The organism is Lysinibacillus sp. Ag94 (assembly GCF_023242215.1).
In the GTDB taxonomy this organism is placed as follows: Bacteria; Bacillota; Bacilli; order Bacillales_A; family Planococcaceae; genus Lysinibacillus.
In genome coordinates, this window is the sequence record NZ_CP096780.1 from 3,490,503 (window position 1) to 3,514,493 (window position 23,991).

The 23,991-nt window shown below is 38.7% G+C and carries 18 protein-coding genes and 1 other annotated feature; of the genes, 2 read left to right on the plus strand and 16 right to left on the minus strand.

The features are described from left to right. Window positions 1-43 precede the first annotated feature (43 nt). From MY533_RS16190 to zapA, 11 genes are all read right to left on the minus strand, one after another. Window positions 44-1,393, minus strand: coding sequence for an amino acid permease (locus tag MY533_RS16190; protein WP_248716765.1), 1,350 nt, complete (start codon window positions 1,391-1,393; stop codon window positions 44-46). Window positions 1,394-1,451: 58 nt separating this feature from the next. Beyond that, window positions 1,452-1,685 (minus strand) — a binding site (T-box leader). 225 nt (window positions 1,686-1,910) lie between these two features. After that, complete coding sequence (locus MY533_RS16195) at window positions 1,911-2,888, minus strand: electron transfer flavoprotein subunit alpha/FixB family protein (protein ID WP_248716766.1); 978 nt, start codon at window positions 2,886-2,888, stop codon at window positions 1,911-1,913. 51 nt (window positions 2,889-2,939) lie between these two features. Beyond that, window positions 2,940-3,713 carry an electron transfer flavoprotein subunit beta/FixA family protein gene (locus MY533_RS16200; protein WP_248716767.1) on the minus strand — a complete coding sequence of 258 codons (774 nt, stop codon included), beginning with the start codon at window positions 3,711-3,713 and terminating at the stop codon, window positions 2,940-2,942. A 117-nt stretch (window positions 3,714-3,830) separates the two neighbouring features. After that, window positions 3,831-4,604: an enoyl-CoA hydratase gene (locus tag MY533_RS16205; RefSeq protein ID WP_132357139.1), complete on the minus strand. Its 774-nt coding sequence runs from the start codon at window positions 4,602-4,604 to the stop codon at window positions 3,831-3,833. A 14-nt stretch (window positions 4,605-4,618) separates the two neighbouring features. Beyond that, window positions 4,619-5,200, minus strand: a complete 582-nt coding sequence (locus MY533_RS16210) for a fatty acid metabolism transcriptional regulator FadR (RefSeq protein WP_248716768.1) — start codon at window positions 5,198-5,200, stop codon at window positions 4,619-4,621. Between the two features lie 210 nt (window positions 5,201-5,410). Continuing rightward, entirely contained in the window at window positions 5,411-7,102 is a 1,692-nt protein-coding gene (locus tag MY533_RS16215; RefSeq protein ID WP_248716769.1) for an AMP-binding protein, read from the minus strand. Window positions 7,103-7,833: 731 nt separating this feature from the next. Continuing rightward, entirely contained in the window at window positions 7,834-8,247 is a 414-nt protein-coding gene (locus MY533_RS16220; protein ID WP_132357141.1) for a DUF350 domain-containing protein, read from the minus strand. Between the two features lie 22 nt (window positions 8,248-8,269). Then, entirely contained in the window at window positions 8,270-10,636 is a 2,367-nt protein-coding gene (locus tag MY533_RS16225) for an endonuclease MutS2 (protein WP_248716770.1), read from the minus strand. An 18-nt stretch (window positions 10,637-10,654) separates the two neighbouring features. Further along, on the minus strand, window positions 10,655-12,364 hold the full coding sequence (gene polX / locus MY533_RS16230) for a DNA polymerase/3'-5' exonuclease PolX (protein ID WP_248716771.1): 1,710 nt from the start codon (window positions 12,362-12,364) through the stop codon (window positions 10,655-10,657). Between the two features lie 59 nt (window positions 12,365-12,423). Next, window positions 12,424-12,963 carry a CvpA family protein gene (locus MY533_RS16235; RefSeq protein ID WP_132357144.1) on the minus strand — a complete coding sequence of 180 codons (540 nt, stop codon included), beginning with the start codon at window positions 12,961-12,963 and terminating at the stop codon, window positions 12,424-12,426. A 5-nt stretch (window positions 12,964-12,968) separates the two neighbouring features. Further along, on the minus strand, window positions 12,969-13,229 hold the full coding sequence (zapA, locus tag MY533_RS16240; RefSeq protein WP_132357145.1) for a cell division protein ZapA: 261 nt from the start codon (window positions 13,227-13,229) through the stop codon (window positions 12,969-12,971). A gap of 134 nt (window positions 13,230-13,363) precedes the next feature. Here zapA and rnhC point away from each other — a divergent pair, with 134 nt between their 5' ends. Further along, window positions 13,364-14,290 (plus strand): ribonuclease HIII, encoded by a 927-nt coding sequence (gene rnhC, locus MY533_RS16245; protein ID WP_248716772.1) that lies wholly within the window; start codon window positions 13,364-13,366, stop codon window positions 14,288-14,290. A 129-nt stretch (window positions 14,291-14,419) separates the two neighbouring features. Here the strand turns inward: rnhC and MY533_RS16250 are convergent, their stop codons facing one another. The 4 genes from MY533_RS16250 to MY533_RS16265 all read right to left on the minus strand — a co-directional run bounded on the left by MY533_RS16250 (window position 14,420) and on the right by MY533_RS16265 (window position 21,706). Then, window positions 14,420-16,387 carry a methyl-accepting chemotaxis protein gene (locus tag MY533_RS16250; RefSeq protein WP_248716773.1) on the minus strand — a complete coding sequence of 656 codons (1,968 nt, stop codon included), beginning with the start codon at window positions 16,385-16,387 and terminating at the stop codon, window positions 14,420-14,422. Between the two features lie 295 nt (window positions 16,388-16,682). Then, entirely contained in the window at window positions 16,683-19,100 is a 2,418-nt protein-coding gene (gene pheT, locus MY533_RS16255; RefSeq protein ID WP_248716774.1) for a phenylalanine--tRNA ligase subunit beta, read from the minus strand. Window positions 19,101-19,112: 12 nt separating this feature from the next. Next, complete coding sequence (gene pheS / locus MY533_RS16260; protein WP_132357149.1) at window positions 19,113-20,150, minus strand: phenylalanine--tRNA ligase subunit alpha; 1,038 nt, start codon at window positions 20,148-20,150, stop codon at window positions 19,113-19,115. Between the two features lie 791 nt (window positions 20,151-20,941). Then, complete coding sequence (locus MY533_RS16265) at window positions 20,942-21,706, minus strand: TrmH family RNA methyltransferase (RefSeq protein WP_248716775.1); 765 nt, start codon at window positions 21,704-21,706, stop codon at window positions 20,942-20,944. Window positions 21,707-22,022: 316 nt separating this feature from the next. On the opposite strand from MY533_RS16265, the gene MY533_RS16270 reads away from it, so the two are divergent. Continuing rightward, window positions 22,023-22,418 carry a (deoxy)nucleoside triphosphate pyrophosphohydrolase gene (locus tag MY533_RS16270; RefSeq protein WP_248716776.1) on the plus strand — a complete coding sequence of 132 codons (396 nt, stop codon included), beginning with the start codon at window positions 22,023-22,025 and terminating at the stop codon, window positions 22,416-22,418. A gap of 96 nt (window positions 22,419-22,514) precedes the next feature. Here the strand turns inward: MY533_RS16270 and MY533_RS16275 are convergent, their stop codons facing one another. After that, window positions 22,515-23,864 (minus strand): FAD-binding oxidoreductase, encoded by a 1,350-nt coding sequence (locus MY533_RS16275; RefSeq protein WP_248719227.1) that lies wholly within the window; start codon window positions 23,862-23,864, stop codon window positions 22,515-22,517. Window positions 23,865-23,991: the final 127 nt, after the last annotated feature.

Genomic DNA, 23,991 nt, shown 5'->3' on the forward strand with positions numbered 1-23,991 from the left:
AAAATAAGGTCGAAAAAAGCAAAAAGTTGTTTTGTTTTTTAGCTTAATTTTCATGAAAACGACCTTTATAGACATACGTTAACGTAATAAAAAGATAAATAACTAATGTAATAACTGTTACGATAATCGATGTTGTAAAAATAATTCCAATTAGAATTGCACTTAACGCAATAATAGCGATCCAAGTTGTGTAAGGGAACCATTTCACTGCATAGGAACTTGTTTTTTCCGGCTGTATTTTACGCGATTTCAGATGCGCAATCGCAATAATTAACCAAATAAATAACACGGTATATCCAAGCGAACCCATTAGGAAATCAAATGTTTTGCTTCCCGCAAATAAAGAAAAGATTACAGCTATATATAAAGCAAAAGTACACATTAATATGGCATATACCGGAACTTTCCTTTTTGATAAATGTGCAAAGATTTTAGGAACACGTCCGTCTACAGCTTGTGTATACAGAACTCGTGATGAACCATAAAGCCCGGAGTTCATTGATGAAATAATTGCTAGTAAAACAACAGCATTCATAATATGGTCAGCACCAGGAATCCCAATCATTTTAAAGACCATTACAAACGGACTTTCCGGCACCCCGTTTACTTCATTCCATGGAATCAAGCTAACGATAATAAAGAAAGGAACTAAATAAAAAGTCACAATACGTACTAAAGTACTGCGAACAGCTTTTGGCACTACTTTCTCAGGATTTTTCGTTTCAGCTAATGTAATACCAATAATTTCAGTACCACCATAAGAGTAAATAACTACAAGCATTGCAGCAATCAATCCCATTGATCCGTTCGGGAAGAAACCGCCATGCTCCGTTAAATTGGAGAAACCAACAGCTGTATGATTACCAAAAGTAACAAGCAATAAAATTAAACCGGCTATGATGAATACCACAATGACAGTAATTTTAATTAATGCCAGCCAATATTCAGTTTCAGCAAAAACTTTTACAGATAATAAATTAATAGCTGTAACTAACACCGAAACAGATAATGCAAGTATCCAGATCGGGTAATCTGGCAACCAATATTGAATAAAAATGGCCGCAACTATAGATTCTGCAGCAATATTTAATACCCACATTTTCCAATAGATCCAATCTAGGAAATAAGCTGGATACTTCCCTAAAACAGCTTGCACTAAATCTCTAAATGTTCTGGCTTCGCTATTTCGGACTGCCATTTCTGCTAAACCTTGCATAACAAATAGCAAGATAATTCCGCCAATTAAGTACGCAATAAGTACTGATGGCCCTGCCATATCGATAGCTGCACTACTTCCTTTAAATAACCCTGCACCAATGGCACCACCTAAAGCCATCATCGTAATATGCCGTGATGTCATCGTTCTTTTTAATCTCTGATTGTCATTTTCCATATCCTTACCTCCTAAAATCAAAAAAGGCATATCGTCAGTTCCTTCATTATCAAATGAAAGAAGAGACGATATGCCATAAGCAAACCGCGGTACCACTCTAATTGGTTCTTTAAGAACCCTGCTTAAAAACCTAGTAACGAAGGTTAACCGTTCAACAAATAGAATATTTCGTAAATTCCATCTATCTTACCGCTCCTAGGCAAGTTCAAAGTCTTATTGGACTGCGTTGCACCAACCCGCAGCTCTCTTCACCAAATAATGAGCTTTTACTACTCCTAATCTTTGCGTTTCTTTGATAAAAATCATTGACTGAGTTCCTCTATTTCAGCGGATTTCTTTTGTACCGAAAGCGTAGCGACAGGTACAGATGGTTGATCCACTGAAAAAAGTTAAATTAATATTCATCACTATACGTTCTAAAATTAATTATGTCAACATTTTATTTTGCAATAACTTCAAAAAGTCAAAAAATTTGAACGCAAAAAAGCGGGGAAGACACATCTTCCCCGCGCATTTATTAGGCATTCACTTTTAACGCTTTAAACTCTTCGATTAGCAGAGGCACTACCTCAAATAAATCACCTACGATACCGTAGTCCGCAACTTTGAAAATATTTGCTTCTGGATCTTTATTAATCGCAACGATTACTTTTGAGTTTGACATACCAGCTAAGTGTTGAATTGCTCCTGAAATACCAGCTGCAATGTAAAGGTCTGGTGTTACTACCTTACCCGTTTGACCGATTTGAAGTGAATAGTCGCAATATTCAGCATCACACGCACCACGTGAAGCACCAACTGCACCACCAAGTAAATCCGCTAGAGCTTTTAATGGTTCAAAGCCTTCCTCAGATTTTACGCCACGACCACCTGCTACAACTACTTTTGCCTCAGAAAGATCAACACCCTCTGAAGATTTACGTACTACCTCTTTAATGATTGTACGAAGGTTTGTAATATCTACAGTAATAGAAGTGATGTCACCTGATTTACCGGCTACTTTTTCTAATGGTGCAATATTATTTGGACGAACTGAAGCTAAAACCATACCGTCTTTTACTTTAACTTTTTCAAAAGCCTTACCAGAGTAAATTGGACGGATGAATACAACATCATCGCCAGCACCCTCAATTGACGTTACATCGGATACAAGACCTGCTTGTAATTTACTTGCAATTTTTGGTGATAAATCTTTACCGTTTGCAGTATGACCAAATACGATACCAGTTGGCTTTTCTTCCTCAATTACCGCTAATAAAGCTTGACCATAGCCATCAGATGTATATTGTTTTAAATGTGGATGCTCCACTGTTACAACACGATCCGCCCCATATTCAAATAATGGACCTGTTAAGTTTGCCACAGCATCCCCTAAAAGAACACCAACAACCTCACCACCATCTGCGATTTGCTTTGCAGCCGCAATTGCTTCGAAAGAAACATTACGTAAGCTTCCTTCACGAACTTCACCTAATACTAATACTTTTTTTGTCATAGTATATTCCCTCCGTTACCCTTTAAGATTCGATTTGTGTCATCAGATGACTTAAACTACTTTCGCCTCTGTATGAAGTAGGTTTACAAGCTCTTTTACTTGTGCAGAAAGATCGCCTTCTAGAATACGGCCCGCTGCCTTTTGAGCTGGTAAGAAAATATCAACTGTTTCTACCTTAACCTCTACATCATCTTCATCGATATCTAAATCGTCTAACTCAAGTTCTGCAAGCGGTTTCTTCTTCGCTTTCATGATCCCTGGTAAAGATGGGTAACGTGGCTCATTTAAACCTTGCTGAGCTGTTATTAAAAGTGGTAAAGATGTCTCAATAACTTCTGAGTCACCTTCAATATCGCGTACAATTTTCGCAGATGTTCCGTCAATCTCAAGCTTTGTAATTGTTGTTACGCAGTTAATACCTAGTAAATCTGCAACACGAGGTCCAACTTGACCAGAGCCTCCGTCAATTGCAACGTTTCCTGTTAAAATTAAATCAGCATCTTTATCTTTTAAATATTCAGCTAAAATAAATGCTGCTGCATTTTGATCTAGTTCATCTAGATCGTCTTCCGTATTAATAAGAACTGCTTCATCTGCTCCCATCGCAAGAGCTGTACGCAATTGCTTCTCTGTATCTTCGCCACCAATTGACACAACTGTTACTTTACCGCCTGCAGCGTCACGTACTTGGATTGCCTCTTCAATGGCATATTCATCGTAAGGATTGATGATGAACTCTGCGCCATCCTCTTGGATTTTACCACCCGACACAACAATTTTTTCTTCTGTATCAAACGTACGTTTAATTAATGCAAAAATATTCATATATCCATACCTCCTACAACGTTTTTTATTTCTAAGTAAACTTATAAATATTATATATTTTCAGTGTCGATAACGTCGATAACACTCTTTCAAGTCGCTATCGACACTGATGGAATATTATTTACCAGTAAACACAGGCTCGCGTTTTTCAATAAATGCTTGAATTCCCTCTTTTGCATCTTCCGAAACGAATACTGTGCCAAAGGATTTTGCTTCTGCCTCAATACCTTCATAAAACGAAGCATGCTTTGCATATTGCAATGTTTGAATAGCTGCTTTTAAAGCAACCGGGCTCTTCTTCGCAATTTTCTTCGCTACCTTTAGCGTTTCTTCCAATAATGCTTCATCTGTAAATGCACGATTCGCTAAACCCCATTGTACAGCTTCTGTTCCAGAAATCGGCTCACTCGTAAACATCATTTCTGCAGCTTTTGCAACCCCTACATATCGAGGTAGGCGTTGTGTACCCCCAAAACCTGGAATAAGACCTAATTGTAATTCAGGTAATCCTAATTTTGCAGATTCTGTCACAAAGCGTAGATGACAACTCATCGCTAATTCAAGGCCCCCACCTAGTGCGGCACCATGAATTGCAGCAATAATAGGTTTAGAGAACGATTCAACTCGTTCAAAAACTTGTTGACCATTGTTCGCTAGCTTTGAAAATTCATCACCAGATCCAACCTCTGTAAATTCTTTAATGTCTGCACCAGCTGAGAAGAAACGACCTTCGCCATGAAGTACAAGGACACGTACAGTGTCATCATTTTCTACTTCATCTAGCACAGCATTTACTTCGGCAATGATTCCGCGAGATAATGCATTGGCTGGTGGGCGTGCAATTGTAATAATCGCTACTCCATCCTCTGCTTTCCAACTTAGAAATTCCATTTCTCCACATCCTTTTAAGCTTTAATGCCGTTCAAGATTAATGCCTGAACTTTTGGAACCTGTTCTATCAAATCATATCGATAATCATTCATAACCCACGACGTAATGGTTTCGTCAATTGTTCCAAATACCATTTGGCGTGCCAAGCGTACATCCATCGTTTGACTGAACTCACCTGATAGCATACCTTCGATTAAAATTTGATCAAGTAATTGTAAATACTCTCTTAACACCGCATTAATCTTCAGTCGTAAATCTTTATTCGATTGTCGTAGTTCCAATTGTGTAACGGTTGCTAGGTATCGATCTGTCGCTAGAACATTAAAATGATTTTCAATCATTCGTGAAAGTTTGTCCTTAGACGTACTTCCATTTTCTATTATATATTGTAATGACTCTACAAAAACAGCCATTTTTTCATTAAAGACAGAAATTAATATATCTTCTTTATTTTTAAAATATAAATAGATTGTTCCGTCGGCCACCCCTGCCTGTTTTGCAATCTTCGATACCTGTGCTTGGTGATACCCATTTTCTGCAATAACGATGACAGCTGCATCAATAATTTGCTTATATTTTGGCTTATCACGTTTCACTTCTATATCACCACCTAAAAAACTTGCATGCACACGTCTAAATTCATGCTCAATACACGAATGTCATCCTTCAATATCAGCCATCTCAAACTGATTTATTGGTAAGGATATGACGTGGTCACCTAAAAAAATATGAAAATATGAATGGTCATTCATTCATATTTTCATATTATAATTTACATCTTTGCTTGTCAATACTTTACCACGTATTTATTTTGCTTCTTTATTCACCAATTTTGTTTTCTCTTCGTCAACTAATGAACGACGCAAAATTTTCCCAACTGCTGTTTTCGGTAGCTCATCTCTAAACTCATAATAGCGTGGAACTTTGAAAGCAGCTAAGTTTTGACGGCAATATTTATTTAATTCGTCTTCCGTAATCGAATATCCTTCTTTTAAAACAATATAAGCTTTAACGGTTTCTCCACGATACGGGTCAGGAATGCCTGCAACTACACATTCTTGGATTTCCTCACGCTCATATAGAACTTCCTCTACCTCACGAGGGTAAATATTAAAGCCACCTGCAATAATTATATCTTTTTTACGGTCAACTACATAGAAATAGCCTTCCTCGTCCATATAGCCAAGATCACCTGTTAAAAACCAGCCATCTACGAACGCCGCTGCAGTATCCTCAGGGCGATTCCAATAGCCTTTCATAACCTGAGGGCCCTTTACAGCTATTTCACCAATCTCACCAACTGGAAGCGCCTCAGCATCCCCTGCACGTAAAATTATTGAATCCGTATTTGGCCAAGGTAAACCAATCGAGCCCATGACACGCTTACCCCAAATTGGATTTGAATGTGTAACAGGAGAAGTTTCTGTTAATCCATAGCCTTCTACAAGTTTTCCCCCTGTTACCGCTTCAAATTTCTCCTGCACCTCTACTGGCAATGAAGCGGATCCACTTATACATGCTTTAATGGACGATAAGTCGTACTTTGCAATATCCGGGTGATTTAATAAACCAATATATAAAGTCGGTGCGCCTGGGAATAGTGTTGGTTTTTGCTTATCAATCGTTTTCAACGCTGTTTCTGCATCAAACTTTGGTAATAACACCATCTTATTTTGCGTGAATACGGATAATAAAATAACAGCAGTCATACCATAAACATGGAAGAATGGCAGTATACCCATAATCGTTTCCTCACCATGTACGCATTTATACATCCATGCATCACACATTGTTGTATTTGCAATTAAGTTTTTATGGGTCAACATTACACCCTTAGGGAAGCCAGTCGTTCCACCTGTGTATTGAAGCAATGCTACGTCCTCTTCAAAATCAACGGGAATATCAATCATTTTGATGGGCGCTGAGCGCATAATTTCTGTAAATAAATGATTTTGACCACTATGTTCAACCTTCACACTAAAACCAAACTGCTTTTTTTGAATATAAGGATAAACCAAATTTTTAGGAAATGGTAAATAATCTTTAATAGCCGTGACAATGACATTTTCAAGTGCAGTTTCTTTTATGATTTTCATAACACGTGGATACAAAATATCCATCAATAAAATAACTTTCGCACCTGAATCAGCCATTTGATATTGAAGCTCACGCTCAGTATAGAGTGGATTTGTTTGTACGACAATCGCCCCAGCATACATTGCCCCGTAGTAAGCGATTACACTTTGCGGTGAGTTCGGCAGCATAATAGCTACCCGATCTCCCTTCTCTATTCCAAGAGCTTGTAAATAGTTTGCGAACCTTAGCGCTGACTCATATAGCTCCGTGTACGTCAAATCCTTTCCCATAAAATGAATCGCAACTTTAGATGGATTCTTTTTATAGGCACGTGTCAAAAACTCTTGCACAGGAATTTCCTCAAACGTTAAAGACGATGGTACTTCTTCAGGATAATTTTTTAGCCATGGTTTTGTTGTCATACGTCCTCTCCCCTTTGCCCCAAACTTGTAAACTCTTATTTTTATTATAATGAAAATGAAATACTCTTTCAAACACAAAATAGAAAATAAATGCATTTTCGATTAATTATTATGCATTTGACAACATTTATATAACTGTATTCCTTATGATTTTAGATCGATAGAGCGTATGAATACTCATTCATTCTATCTTTTTTATGCACAAGACTGCGTTAATATTTCTATATTCCAAAAACAATTTTTTATGATGGCTTTTTAGGTAGTTGAAGGAATATTAATAGGTGTTAGTAGTTTTTTATGATGGTTTGAAACGGGGATGATGTAACTTTCGAGGGTATTTTAGATTTTTTTATTTCACTTTGACTTTCCTTTCTGTCGCCTCGGCTTCTTCCGTCGCCCCGACTCTTCTTTCCATCACTTCGGCTATTCTTTCCGTCAACCCAGCCTCTTTCCGTCACTTCGACTATTCTTTCCGTCGCTTCGGCTATTCTTTCCGTCGCCCCAGCCTCTTTCCGTCACTTCGACTATTCTTTCCGTCGCTTCGACTATTCTTTCCGTCGCTAGCTCCCTTAGCGTTCCTTCCCTTTACCTATCAATATATATAAAAACGCATCCTCAAAAAAGGATGCGTTTTTTGCTTAAAGAGTCATCATATAATAGACACCGACTGCCAAAAATGCGATGCAGACAACGATTAGTACTTTTGCTAATTTTTCCATGTCATTACACTCCTATGCAATACTTGCCCCAATCACAAACGATAGACCGAGTGAAATGGTAAAGGAAATGAAGCCGACTGAGCGATTATCGTTAGCAATTTCTTGATCAACATTAAAACGGGGTGTCATAAATTCGAATAAGAAATACGCCACAATTAGTAATGTAAAACCAAAAAGGCCCCAGCCAATCATTTCACTTAAAGTGCTGTGGCGCGCAATGGAAAAGCGAAAAATATTACAAATCCCCAGTATTTTCCCGCCTGTTGCAAGTGCCACAGCGATATTACCATTTTTAATTTCTTCCCAGTTTTTATATTTCGTAACGACTTCGAACAATGCCATCGAGACGACTAAACATAATACAACAACACTAAAATATCCTGCCGTTTCGATAATTGGATATCGCCAAAAGCTAGAATTTAGCATTTTTCTCCGTCCCCTTTACTGCTTATTTCAATTCCACAACCGTGACACCTAATCCTCCCTCACCCGCTTCACCAAAACGGAAGGATTTTACACGCTTATGCTTTTTCAAATAACTTTGAATTCCCTGACGTAATGCACCTGTACCGACACCATGAATAATTGATACACGCCCATAGTTAGCAAGCAAGGCATCATCAATATATTTTTCCGTACGTATGATAGCATCTTCATACCGTTCGCCGCGTAAGTCTAATTCTAATTTTACATGACTATTGCGATTTTTTACACCAGCCATACGTTGAACAGGTTCTTTTTCGGGTTTAATGTACTCTAGATCACTATCCGAGATTTTCATTTTCAGAATACCCATTTGCACAACCCATTCGGTATCCGATACTTTTTCGAGCAATGTACCCCGTTGTCCATAGCTTAACACCTTTACCTCGTCTCCGACAACTAAGTTTTGTGCACGAGCCTTTACTTGTGCTGCTTTTTTCAACACTTTATTGTTTTCAAGCGGGGTAGCTTCTTCCAATCGTTTACGTGCTTCGATGAGTTCATGCTCTTTAACAACTTGGTTTGCATTTTTGCGCATTTCTCGAAGCTCAGCAATAATTGATTCTGCTTCTCTTTTTGCTTCATCAACAATTTTACGAGCTTTTTCTTTCGCTTTTTTATCGAGTGCTTCTTTGCGTTCCTCGTAAGCTTGTAGTTTTCCTTGTAGCTCTTTACGAAGTTCTTCAGACTCCATAAGTAATTCATGAGAGCGTTCTGCATCATCTTCAGATTGGCGACGAGTCTCTTCTAGTGAAGCAATCATTGACTCTACCTCATGGCGATCTGTACCTGTAAAGCTTTTCGCACGCTCAATAATGGATTCTGGTAAGCCCAGACGACTTGAAATTTCAAATGCATTGGAGCGGCCTGGTACACCAATAAGTAGACGATATGTTGGACTCAATGTCTCAATATCAAACTCTACACTTGCATTGGCAACTCCTGGACGATTATAGCCATATGCTTTTAGCTCAGGATAGTGCGTTGTTGCCATAACGCGGGCGCCACGACCATGTACTTCATCTAAAATAGAGATGGCCAGAGCTGCCCCTTCCTGAGGATCTGTCCCGGCACCTAATTCATCAAATAGAACGAGTGATTCGCAATCAAACTTTTGTAAGATATCTACTATATTAACCATATGGGAGGAGAATGTGGACAGTGATTGTTCAATTGACTGTTCATCTCCAATATCTGCAAAAAGCTGCTTGAAAACAGCCAGCTCTGAACCATCAAGTGCAGGCACTGGTAACCCAGCCTGTGCCATTAATGTACATAGTCCAACTGTTTTTAAAGTGACGGTTTTACCACCCGTGTTTGGCCCTGTAATCACAATTGCCGTAATGTCTTTCCCAAATTCAATATCGTTAGGAACCGCGGTTTCAATTGGTAAAAGCGGATGACGTGCACGAACAAGTCGAATATAGCCATCGTTATTCATTTTAGGCATTGTACATTTGTTCGCTTGCCCATATTTGCCTTTAGCTAAAATAACGTCAATCTCACCTAGTACTTTTACTAAATTAAATAAATCTGGAGCTACTTCCTCTACCATTGCACTTAAGGCAAGTAAGATGCGTTCAATTTCAGCTTGCTCTTTCATTTTTAATCGATGAATCTCATTATTCGCTTGTACAATCGAATCTGGCTCGATAAATAATGTTTGGCCAGAAGAGGATTGGTCATGCACAATTCCACCATAATGGTGACGATACTCTTGCTTAACGGGAATAACAAAGCGATCATTACGAATCGTTACAAGTGTATCTGACAGCATTTTTGAAGCATTGCTCCCACGTATAAGGCTTTCCAGCTTAGAACGTACTTTAGCCTCCTCTGCGCGCAAAGACTGGCGAATTGAACGCAAAGTTTGGCTTGCAGAGTCTAGCACAGAACCGTTGTCATCAATACAGTTATTAATTTCATGTTGCAAGCCTGTCAAAACAGGCATCGCTTCTTTTTTTGCGATGAAATGAGGAATCTCAATCACTTCTTCTGATTGTATATCTTCGATAAAATTGCGAAGAATTCTACTAGCTCGAATTGTACTTGAAACTTCCATTAGTTCCATCGCTGAAAGCATGCCACCGATTTGTGCACGCCTTGCAGCTGGTCGCACATCAAAAATCCCACCCATCGGCACATTGCCTTTAACACGTAATATGGATAGTCCTTCATCCATTTCTTCTAATAATTGTACAACTTTTTCATAGTCTGTCTGTGGTACAAGTTCATCAACCGCTGATTTACCGATTGAAGAAGTACAGTATGTAGCCACTTGCTGACGTACTTTATCATATTCTAGTGTTTTCAATGCGCGTTCTGCGATCACTGAGAACACCTCCTCAATCTATTTATTTCGTCGAATAAACGCTTCAAATTGTTCTCGCGTCCATGTATTCACAATCATATCCTTTTTTAACCATGCTCTGTTTGCATAGCGCACCCCAATATCCATAAAGCGTAAATGAGCAATATCATGGGCATCCGTATTGATTGCTACGGGCACACCAGCTGCCAAAGCCATTTCTAAATGCTCTACACATAAATCAAGACGATATGGATTTGCATTTAACTCTAAAATTTTACCATATTCCTTTGCCCACGAAATTAATTGTCCCATATCAGGATTATAGCCATTACGATCCTCAATAATGCGACCAGTTGGATGTGCAATCATATGAACGTACGGATTTTGCATCGCCGTAAGTAAACGTGCCATAATTTTGTCCTGCGATTGTGTAAAGCTAGAGTGAATAGAGGCAATGACAAAGTCTAATTCTTTTAGCACATCATCCTCAAAATCTAGGGAACCATCCGGCAAAATATCCATTTCTGTCCCCGCATATAAATGGAAATCAGGATGTGCTTCATTAAACGCCTCAATTTCAGCACGTTGCTTTGTTAAACGCTCTGGCGTTAGACCATTCGCTACTTTTAAAAATTGTGAATGGTCAGTAATAACACTATACTGATAGCCACGCGCAATCAATGCTTCGCCCATTTCAGCAATAGAGTATGCACCATCAGACCAAGTCGTATGCATATGCAAATCTGCTTTAATATCTTCTATTTTCACTAGACTTTTAATGTCATTCGTTTTGTCAAATTCCGATGTTCCTGTACGCAAACTCGGTGGGATAAATGGTAAATCAAAATGCGCAAAAAATGCTTCTTCATCCTTAAACGTTAATACGGTGCCATTAGCCTGCTCTACACCATATTCACTAATTTTTTCACCACGTGCTTTAGCAATTTGACGCATGCGTACATTGTGATCTTTCGAGCCTGTGAAATGATGTAAAGCTGTTGCATATTCTACATCTCTTACTAATCGGAAATCTACACTTACAGGCTCATCTAGATCTAAAATAACTGAAATTTTTGTATCACCAGCTGCTATGACTTCTTGTACAGAAAGCTTATTCAGTAACTTTTCACGTACAGTTTCAACTGCTTCAGTTACAACAATAAAATCAATATCTTTACTTGTTTCAGCTGCACGACGGAAGCTTCCTGCAACAGAAAAACGTTCTACTTCTTCCATACTACCTAGAAGAGCTTCAATTTGTAAAACAACTGGCTCCAGCTGCCAAATCGGTAAACGTTCTGATCGATTTGCTAAATTTGCAAGTTCCTTTAAAATTTTTTCTTCAGTCTTAGCCGCAAAGCCTGCTAGCTCACGAACTTTACCTTCCTCACAAGCAGCCTTTAAACTGTCCGCAGAATCAACCCCTAACTCTTGATGAAGCTTAGCAATTTTTTTACCACCTAAGCCTGGAAGTTTTAATAGCGGGAGCAATCCTTTTGGTACAATTTCTTCTAATTCTTTTAATAAACTTGATTCACCATTCGTCATTAAATCCTCAATAACCGCAGCTGTACCTTTACCTATACCCTTAAGCTTTGTGACATCTTCCATCTCACTTAACGAGCGCTCGTCCCCCTCAAGTGCGGCAGCAGCTTTTCGAAAGGCAGACACTTTGAATGGATTTTCCCCTTGTAATTCCATATACAATGCAATTTTTTCAAATGTGCGAATAATTGTTTTTTTGTTCATTGGGAATTCCTCCTATCGTAAAAACACTTCCCTCAAAACCGAGAGAAGTGCACAGTTTGCTATTGCATATAAATATACCACCAATTTTGGAACATACTTGTAATAATTGGGGTGTGTTCCAAAATGAGACCACTTAACAACGACTTCGACATTAAACTTTGAATAGAAGCAACTGGCAATAAAGCAAGAATGTACAGCAAAATAAACATAATTAAATAGTTTTCAATCATGCCAAACAATGCTCCAAGCCAGCGATTCACTGTACCTAACACAGGTAAATACGCTATAAAATCAAAAATCGATGCCACAATTTGCAATGTAATTTTCACCGCAAAGAAAATAACTGCAAATGCAATGACACGGTAAAAAGTGCGGTCTAAATCCAGGCTATCTATAACTACTCCAAGACTACCTGAATCCGTTACACCTGGATACGGAACCCAAAACACAAATTTTTGTGCTAATGGTTTATAATAGATATACGCAACTATTAGGGCAACTATAAAGCTAACGATATGCATCATCTGAACAATGAAACCACGTTTTGCACCAACGATGAGCCCGGCTAATAGCACCACTAATATGATTAAATCTAACATTCACTTCAACCCTTTAATTTTTTCAATTCTTCTTCTAGTTTTTCCATTTGTTCTTTTAATAGTAAATAATCATGAACGGTATTTACTGCTGTAAGAACGGCGAGCTTTGTGCTATCAAGAGAGGGATTATGTACATTCATTTCGCGCATACGGTCATCAACAATTGAAGCGACAAGTCGCATATGTCCCATGGATTCAGAGCCGACCATTTTATATGTATGACCGTAGATTTCCACAGAAATTTTATTCTTTTCTTGATTTTCCATAGTCGCACCCTCCTTTAAAAATTTTTGTGCTCACGAATTTTTTTATTGTGAGCTGCTTACACAAAAAAGCTATTTATTATCATAACATGAAAGGTATAAAATTGTGAACAACGAGGACAGAAAGGAACGAGTAAATGTCAAATATTGTACTTTCCATATCAACAAATAGACAAAAAGAGGTAATGTCATACTATGCCAACCATTTTATAGAGCGTAAAGCTCCAGGTGTAATCTTTGCCGCGAAGCTCCCGGATACAGCAATTACGATGTACAAATCAGGTAAATTAATGTTCCAAGGGGGAGGAGCTGAGCGAGAAGCTGCGCGCTGGGGAAACATAGAAGAACAAAATACACAAAAATCATCGTCGATAGGAGTAAAGGGCGACGTTCTTCCAGAAGGTTTTGCTACGATGTCCGTGCTAGGCTCAGACGAAACTGGTACTGGTGATTATTTCGGTCCAATAACAGTTGCAGCCGTATATGTCCCATCATCAAAAATTGCGCTTATAAACGAACTTGGTGTCAAAGACTCAAAAATGCTAACGGATGATTACATGCGTAAAATAGCCCCTGATTTACGTGCAGCTTGTGTCCATAGTGTACTTGTGCTACGCAATGAAAAATATAACGAATTACAATCACGAGGCTACTCTCAAGGTAAAATGAAAGCTATGATGCACAATCGAGCACTTAAAAATGCACTGGCGAAAATGGCGCCCGAAAAACCAGAACATATTTTGATAGATCAGTTTGCGGAACGCGGCGTTTATTACAATTACTTAAAAAATGAACGAGATATTGTTCGGGAGAATGTGCTATTTTCTACGAAGGCCGAGCAACTACATCTTTCCGTAGCAACTGCATCGATATTAGCTCGTGCTGCATTTTTAAAAGAAATGGACCGTCTGAGCGAGATTGCTGGGATAGAGTTGTTGAAGGGAGCTTCAGCGAAAGTAGATGCGTTAGCAGCACGCATTTGGCGGAAACAAGGTGAGGAATTTTTACGTTCCATTACGAAATGGCATTTTGCGAATACTGAGAAAGCTAAAAAGATGAAATAATATTGGTCTTTTTGACAAAAAAATTTCGCTATACTCCAGCAGATTACAAGTTATACACAACTTGTTCTCTATTGTAGTTAGCGAAATTCTTTCTATCAAAAACGTATTATGATCAGATTTTTGTTTAGCCTAATATTTAAACTGTTTAATGGTTTGTTGTAGATTTTCAGACATTTTAGCAAGGGCTTCTGCCGATGCAGCGATTTCTTCCATAGAAGCAAGCTGTTCCTCTGTTGCGGCGGATATATTTTGTGCACTTGCTGTATTGTCATTTGTTCGCTGAAGCACACTTTCAATTCCTAGTGCCACTTGATTGGAGTGTTCAGAAATAACTTTTGCTGTCTCTGAAATTTGTCCTATTTCATAGGTTACGCTTTGCACATTATCACTAATTTCTTTGAATGACTTTCCTGCCATATTTGTTACATCAATTCCCTTTATTACCTCAGCTGAACCAGCAGCCATTGATTCAACCGCTAGTTTTGTATCGGCTTGAATATAATCAATGATATCTTTTATTTGCATGGTTGATTGTGCGGATTGCTCAGCAAGCTTTCGCACCTCATCAGCAACAACTGCAAAACCTTTTCCATGCTCACCTGCACGAGCAGCTTCAATTGCAGCATTTAGAGCTAAAAGATTCGTTTGATCAGCAATTTGCGTAATAGCCTCTACAATACGTCCGATTTCATTTGAACGATCACTTAGTGTTTGTACGGTGTTTTCAAGTGCTTGGACAGTACTTTGAATCATTTTCATTTGGCCTATTGCTGTTTGAATAGTTTCATCTCCTATTACAACAGCCTCCATTGCTTTATGGGACATCTCATTAACGGTATCGGACTTAACGGCAATTTGTTGAATGGATGAAGACATTTCAAGTACAGCGTTAGTGCTATCATTAATTGTTTCGGCTTGCAAATCAACCGTTTCAGCAAATGTTTGAATGGAATCAACAATTTGCGATGTAGCTCGTTTATTTTCAGATGTACTTGCTGTAAGTTCCTCCGATGATGCAGCTAACTGATTGGATTCCTCACCAATGTTACCAACTACACTACGTAAAGATAGAATCATTTTATTGAATATATCTGCCAATTTACCTATCTCATCATGTCTTTTAATATCAATTAAATTACGTAAATCACCATCTCCAACCTGCTCAGCTACTGTTGACAACTTATTTAATGGCTGAGTGATTGTTCTTATAATAAAAGCACCAATGATTCCAAATACGATTAGTGCAATGACAATAACGGTCATCGTGTTTATTAATATTGGTTTTGTGACAGCTGCTACGTCTGCCAAATCCATAGTCCCAATAATTTTCCACCCAGTTAGTTTATTAGTAGTAAAAAACACTCGATGCTTTTTCCCATCTTCTTCAATGGTAAAACTACCTTCTTCTTTTCCTTGTATCTTTTCTATATACGACTTTTTGAGCTCCGATCCTGCCTCTAATTGTGGATCAGCAATAATAAGATTATTGGCATTTACTAATGTAGCATAGCCCTTATCACCAATCTCCACTGATTTCACTAGCTCGGAAATTCCGTCTAAATTTAGACCAATCGAAATAACCCCTGAACGATCCTGTAAACCAGCTGATACTGCTAATATTAATTCACCTGTAATCGTTGATTTATATGGATCAACCATAACGCCTTTATCTGGTGATTCAATAGCCTTTAAGTACCATGGTCGCGTAAATGGATCATAATCGGCTGAGGATTTAGCATATGGTTCACGCATAAATTTGTGTCCCTCAATTGCTAAATTGACAACAGAGACATTGCTATGTAAAGCATTATATTTTTCTAATTCCTTTAAAGCATCTGCATCTTGCACATTTTTATTAAAAGAAGCAGCTAAATACTCCGCATCACTTTGAATAGGTGATATCTCATTTGAAATTAGTGTATTTAATAAATCGACATTTTCGCGCGAGCTATTACTTAATTCCTTGTCATATTGATCAGAAGCCTTCAAATATGAAAACGTACCAATGGCAATACTGGGAATTAAAAGTGTCAAAGTAAACGCCCATATTAATCGGGCTCGCATGGAAAAGCCTCTTCTTTTTCGATGATTTTTCATAATAACTACCACCCAATAGTAAAATTTTCAATCCAAATTATACTATACACAAATATAAATCAAAAATTTATTTTTTGTTATTTCTAAATATTGCAAAAAATATTCTCTTCAGCGCTTTATTTTCTCCATGTGAATAAAACAAAAAGCTGCCTCATTAAGAGACAGCTCACAAAAACATCATCAATAATACCTCGGCATAATAGCTCCGGAGGCTTAACTTCTTTCAGCGTTAGGTACATCTGTACTGGTCGCTACGCGTTCAGTACAAAACTTATATGCTGAAAGAAGTTAAAAATTAGCGTACTTCTGTACCTTCAATTGTTGCAATAGCTTTTAACACTTTGTTATGTGCTGCAACAACCTCTTCATCTGTTAAAGTACGTTCTGGATCGAAGTATGTTAGGGAGAATGCAACAGATTTTTTACCAGCCTCCATTTTTTCACCTTCATATACGTCGAATACACGAACGTCTTTCAATAATTTCACGTTTGCTGAGCGAATCGCAGCAATAACCTCTCCAGCTGTTGTTGTACGGTCCATAATAAGTGCAATATCACGAGACATTGCTGGGAAGCGAGGCACTGGTGTATAACCAAGAGGTGCTTCTTTTGCATTAGCATTTAATAATGTTACTAGATCCATTTCCATTACATATGTGTCTTTGACACCCCATGCTTTTTGCTCTGCTGGATGTAATCCACCGATAATACCCACTTGTTCACCGTCTAAAAGAATGCTAGCAGTACGTCCTGGATGTAATCCATCTACTTCAGCTTTCACAAATGAAATACGGTCCTCTAAACCGAGCTTACCGATAACACCTTCTACAATGCCTTTTAAGACGAAGAAGTCTACTGCTTTTTTCTCCCCTTGCCAAGCATGGTCAAGCCATTTTCCTGTTACTACTGCCGCCACATGCTCTTCCTCGTATGGTAGCCCCTCTTCTGATTGACCAAGGAATACTGAACCGATTTCATACAATGCCACATTGTCAGCTTTACGTGCAACATTATATGCAGCCGCTTCAATTAAATGTGGGATAAGACTTTGACGTAGTGTTGAACGGTCCTCACTCATCGGCATTAGTAAACGTGTTACTGGCTCGGCTTTCAATGCAAAGCGTTGTGACAATGCATCTGAAGTTAATGAGTAAGTGACAGCTTGGTAAAGGCCTGCCCCCTCCATATAGTTACGAACAACACGACGATTTGCTTGATATGGTGTTAGACGACCTACTTGGTTTGCTCCCTCTGGTAACGTCATCGGGATTTCATCATAGCCATATAAACGAGCAATTTCTTCTACAATATCTTCTTCAATTTTAATATCTTGACGACGTGTTGGTGCATCAACGATTAGTAAACCATTTGCTGCTTCTACGCCAAATTTAAGACGCTCTAAAATAGTCAACATTTCTTCTAATGAAATTTTCATACCTAAACGTTCATTAATAAAATCTGGAGAAACGACAACACGTGCCGGTGATTTATCTAGCTCATCTACGATGCATGTTCCCTCTAACACTTCACCACCAGCTAGTTCAGCTAGTAGTGCAGCAGCACGTTCTGCAGCTGGTAATACACGGTTAGGGTCAACACCCTTTTCAAAGCGAGCAGAAGCATCTGAACGAAGTCCAAGATGACGTGATGTTTGACGTACAGTTAAACCATCGAAGTAAGCAGATTCGATCACAACCGTTGTTGTAGAATCATTTACTTCAGAGTTAGCACCACCCATTACACCTGCGATAGCTACTGGCTCTTTGCCATTTGTAATGACTAAATCTGTTGCTTTTAATGTACGCTCTTGGTCATCTAAAGTAGTAATTTTTTCGCCATCTGTTGCTTTACGCACTACGATTTCACCTGTTGCAAGACTATCGTAGTCAAAGGCATGAAGCGGTTGACCGTATTCCATTAAAATGTAGTTCGTTACATCGACCACATTATTATGAGGGCGTACGCCTGCTGCCATTAAGCGATTTTGTAACCACATCGGTGATTCCGCAATTTTTACGTTTTTCACAACTTTTGCTACATACATTGGGTTTGCTTGTAAATCTTCTACTCGAAGCTTTAACATGTCTGCTGCTTTTTCAGAAGATGTGCTGTAAGCGATTTCTGGATACTTCACTTCTTCAGATAGAATTGCGCCAACTTCATACGCCACACCTAGCATTGACAGTGCATCTGAGCGGTTTGGTGTTAAACCAAGCTCTAATACTGTGTCACGTAAACCTAAAATAGCAAGGGCATCTGAACCGACCTCAGCTCCCTCAGGAAGCACATAAATACCTTCAGAATATGCTTTAGGAACTAGTTTCCCTTCGATTCCTAACTCTTGTAATGAACAAATCATACCGTTTGATTCATGTCCACGAAGTTTCGCTTTTTTTATTTTAATGCCGCCTGGTAAATGTGCGCCAGGACGAGCGACAATAACTTTTTGACCAGCATCCACGTTTGGAGCACCACAAATAATTTGTTGTGGTTCAGCTTCACCAACATCCACTTGGCAAATATTTAATTTATCTGCTTCAGGGTGTTTCTCCTTTGATACGACATAGCCGACAACAATTTTATCCATTGCGTTAGCACGGTCAATTACTGCATCTACTTCAATTCCAGAGCGCGTAATTTTTTCAGCTAACTCCTCAGGTGTTAAATCCTGTGTATTTATATAATCTTTTAACCAATCTAATGATACTAACATTTGTTATCCCCCTTACGCTTCTGTTCGCTCGAATTGTGATAAGAAACGTGTGTCACTTGTATAGAAATGACGAATATCGTCGACACCATATTTCAACATTGCGATACGTTCAGCACCAATACCGAATGCAAAGCCTGATACTTTCTTCGGATCATAGCCAGCCATTTCAAGTACATTTGGATGCACCATACCAGCTCCTAAAATTTCAATCCAGCCTGTACCTTTACATACGTTACAGCCAGAACCACCACATTTGAAGCAAGAAATATCCATTTCAACAGATGGCTCTGTGAATGGGAAGAAGCTTGGTCGAAGTCGAATTTCGCGGTCCGCACCAAACATTTTTTTCGCTAATGTATCAAGTGTACCTTTAAGGTCACTCATGCGAATATTTTCACCGATCACTAACCCTTCAATTTGCATGAATTGGTGAGAGTGTGTAGCATCATCGTTGTCACGACGGAATACTTTCCCTGGACAAATAATGCGAATTGATTCACCCTTCTTCTCTTCCATCGTGCGAGCTTGCACAGGAGAAGTATGCGTACGTAATAATATTTCCTCGGAAATATAGAACGAATCTTGCATATCACGAGCAGGATGTCCCTTCGGTAAGTTTAATGCCTCGAAGTTGTAATAATCCTTTTCTACTTCCGGCCCTTCAGCAATTTCATAGCCCATACCGATAAATAAATCTTCAATTTCTTCAATAACACGTGTTAATGGATGACGATTGCCAACTTTAATTTCACGGCCAGGTAAAGTGACATCAATCGACTCACTTGCTAATTTTTCAGCAATGGCTGCTTCCTCCAGCACAGTTACCTTTTCCTCTAATACAGCCGTTACCTTTTCACGAACTGTATTAACTAAAGCACCCATTTTTGGGCGTTCCTCAGCGGATAATTTCCCCATACCTTTTAATAAATCAGTGATAGGTCCTTTTTTCCCTAGATATGCTACTCGCACATCATTTAATTCCTTTAAATTTGCTGCCGCTTCAATTTTAGCAAGTGCTTCTTGCTCTAATTGCTTTAATTGCTCTTCCATGTAATAAACCCTCCTTGTTCAAATCCATGCCAATTTTGTTGATGGCATAAAAAAACTCGCCCCTAAAAAAGGGACGAGGACATATTCGCGGTACCACCCTAGTTATTGCAGGAAAATTCCTAACAATCACTTCATTGACATAACGACTAGATTAAAGCCGGCATACCTTTACAGCGTTTCGCTGGTCCCGGTAGCTGCTCGCGGGATGAATTCAAAACTGCATTGGTACGGCACTGGCTCTCAATCTTCGGCCTGCACTCCCTGTCGTCCATTCACAATCTTTACTACTTCCCGGTCAAAGCATTTTCGTTTACATTTTAACAGTGATTATACAATACTATACCAATTCAAATCAAGAGCCATGTGCCTATTGCCATCGATAATAATGGTTCTATCGGCAATTTTTAGGCTCATCGCCAAAAGTTGCAGATGACATTTGTTAAACTACATTCCATATATTAGTTGATTGGAGTGGAGATTGGGCAGGAACGAAGGCTAAAAGCATCACATCCTGTGATAACGCCTTCGTGACCAACATCGTGTTGGCCCGAGACCCTACAGCGAAGCGGCAGCTACAAATATTTTTTCTGTGCGAAAGCGAAGCGGCAGCTACAAATGTTTTCTGTAGCGAAAGCGAAGCGGCAGCTACAAATGTTTTCTGTAGCGAAAGCGAAGCGGCAGCTACAAAGCACCCAGTCGGAACGGAAATCGACCACACTTTATGGTGATGACCAACAATTTTAACGATTTCACCATATTCTTGCAATTACAGTTGTCATTGCTTTTATTACCTACTTAACAAATCCATATAAAACGATTCCTGTTGCTACTGCTACGTTTAGAGACTCCGCTTGTCCCAAAATTGGAATAATAATATTTTGATCTGTCATCGAAAGTAGTTGTGGATGAATACCACTACCTTCATTCCCCATCATGATCGCGAATGCACCAGTATGTTCAACATCGCTATAGACAACTGCATCCTCATCTAAAGCAGTCCCAAATACTGGTACACCATTATTTTGTAGCTGCTCAATCCATTCCTCTAAATCGCCTCGAATGACCGGGATATGGAAATGTGAGCCTTGTGCAGAACGAAGCGTTTTAGGATTATATAAATCCGCACAGCCCTTACCGAGTATGACTGCATCCAAACCAGCTGCATCTGCAGTACGAATCATCGTTCCAATATTTCCTGGATCTTGCACGGCATCAATTAGCAGCACCTTGCGCCACGTAGCCATTACATCTTCTGCTAATAAAGGCTGCTTACAAACCGCAAATACACCTTGTGAAGTCTCCGTTTCAGCAAACTCCTTGGCAACAGCAGCCGTTACCTCAACGATGGCTACATTATCAATCGGCCAAAGCATTGGTAATTCTACACCTTCACGTACAATTAGTTGCATCACCTGTTCAGTATTTTTCAATGCTTCCTCCACCAAGTGGAATCCCTCTACTAGGAATTCTCCTGATCTTTCACGCTCTTTACGTGTTGTAGCAAGCTTCTTCCAATATTTCACTAACGCATTTTGCGTAGATTCAATTCTTTTCATCGTACCTCGTACCGCCTTTTTCCTATATATTGTTCATTATTATACAGTAGAAAACGACAATTACATAGTCATGCAAAAAAACAGTTTAATTGTTATTTTTCTATTACAAATGTTTTCTGTAGCGAAAGCGAAGCGGCAGCTACAAATTTTTTCTGTGCGAAAGCGAAGCGACAGTAACAAAGCGCCCAACCGTAACTGAAATCAACCACACGCTATGGAAATGAGCAAAGTTATTCCCTACTAGACAATAGGGGATTTCAGTGATATATGTTATAATTTTCAATATTTTAAAATGCACAATAAGGGGTGAAAACAAATGAAAAAAAATGTACATGTAGTTGGTGCAATTATAGAAAATGATAAGCAAGAAATTTTTTGTGCGTTAAGAAATTCTAATATGGTACTAGCAAATTATTGGGAATTTCCTGGTGGTAAAATTGAAGAGGGCGAATCTCCTGATCAGGCTTTGACTCGTGAAATATTAGAGGAATTTAATTGCTCTATACAAGTCGGTGAAAAGGTTGAGGATACCATTTATGAATATGAAGAATTTATCGTACGCTTAGAAACATTTAAAGCAACAATTACAAAAGGAGAGCCTCTCCTGTTAGAACATACTGAAATTAGATGGGTTCCTCGAACTGAGCTGCTAAATCTTAATTTTGCTCCCGCTGATATTCCAGCGATCAATAAAATACTTGCAGAAAAATAGTAGAGCGAAAGTGAAATTTAATCAGTGGGGGTTTTTTCCTCCCCACTGATTATTAGTCTTCACAACAGACTTTTACGGGCAGTTCATCTTCCTCAATTAAAGCCATTTTTTATTTGGCGGAATACTTTGAGGAAAATGAAATACATTAAACGGATCGTATTTTCCCTTTACCTCTCTAAGCATTCTAAGATTACGACCATAATAGGCAGTTGGCCAATCTTTGATAAAACGATCCGGGAAATTCACATAATCACCTGCAGTGTAAGGTGACAAAGCCCTTCTTAAATTCTCCACCCACTGAATATTTTTTTCTTCTTCTTTAGCTTTTTTCCATGAAGTATTATACTCCTGAGCAATTAAAGCATTCCTATAGTAATAAGCTGTTCGATTTGACCCAATTTGACTGATCGTACCTCTAAGAGATTGCTGCCAAATAGTCGTGTCTCTATTTGGAGCATTCGTTAAAAATTCTTTCATTTTTACAATAGCAGCATAAGGGAATGGCCTTTCAATAAAGGATCCTGACCTTTTACGGAAGGCTGGTTTGTTGCCGCTTGGTAAGTCAAAAAATTCTACAGCTTTAATATACGGTACTTCCTTTATCCATATATTCACTGGTGAACCGGTTTTCCTTAATGGACGGAGTAGTTTCTTTAACTCAGATGCCGTACCTATAAACTCACCTTGAGCAACAATTTCGCCCACTTCCTTAGATTTAAGCTCAATCTGTGAAGTCAAACGTTCATCTGTATATGGCGCCCATTTTTGCCATGTGTCAAAGGCTCGTTCAAAATCTTCCCATCCCCATGTAATGGAGAAAATCGATACGTTAGAAATAGGATGCAGTTTAAATGTAAGAGCTGTAACGATGCCGAAATTCCCACCGCCCCCGCCACAACTTGCCCAAAATAAATCACTATTTTTCTCCTTGTCAGCTTGGATTACTTCAGCCCCTTCATGACCATTTGCAACAACCATTTCAAGTTCAAGTAAATTGTCACATGTTAGCCCAAACGGACGTGATAGCATGCCAATTCCGCCACCAAGTGTCAAACCAACAACCCCTACACTACCTTCAGTTCCTGCCGGGATTGTAAAACCATTTTCCCATAATATCCGATACACTTTTCCTAAATTAGCGCCCGCTTCAATTCTTGCTGTCATATCTTGCCGGTTAATAGTTATGTCATTCATATCACTAACATCTATAACGAGACCTTCATTTAATAATGAATAATTTTCATAGTTATGTCTCCCACTTCTGATTCGAAATAATTCATTATTTTCTCTTGCCCATCTTAATGCATTGATAACATCTTTCGTATGTCGACAAAATACAATGATACCGGGAAATTTGGGATCGTTTAAGTTATTATTTGTTCTTGCTTGCTCATAGTCCGGATCTTCAGGAGTAACAATTCTTCCTGTGAGCTTTACTTTCTTCAACATGCAGCTCCTCTCTCAAATGATGCAATACATATGTTTTATCCTATGCTTATCACTTGGAAAGAATATGAAAATCGGAATTTTTATCGCTTAAAAATGAAAGATAAATGCTCATTCTCTTTATTCA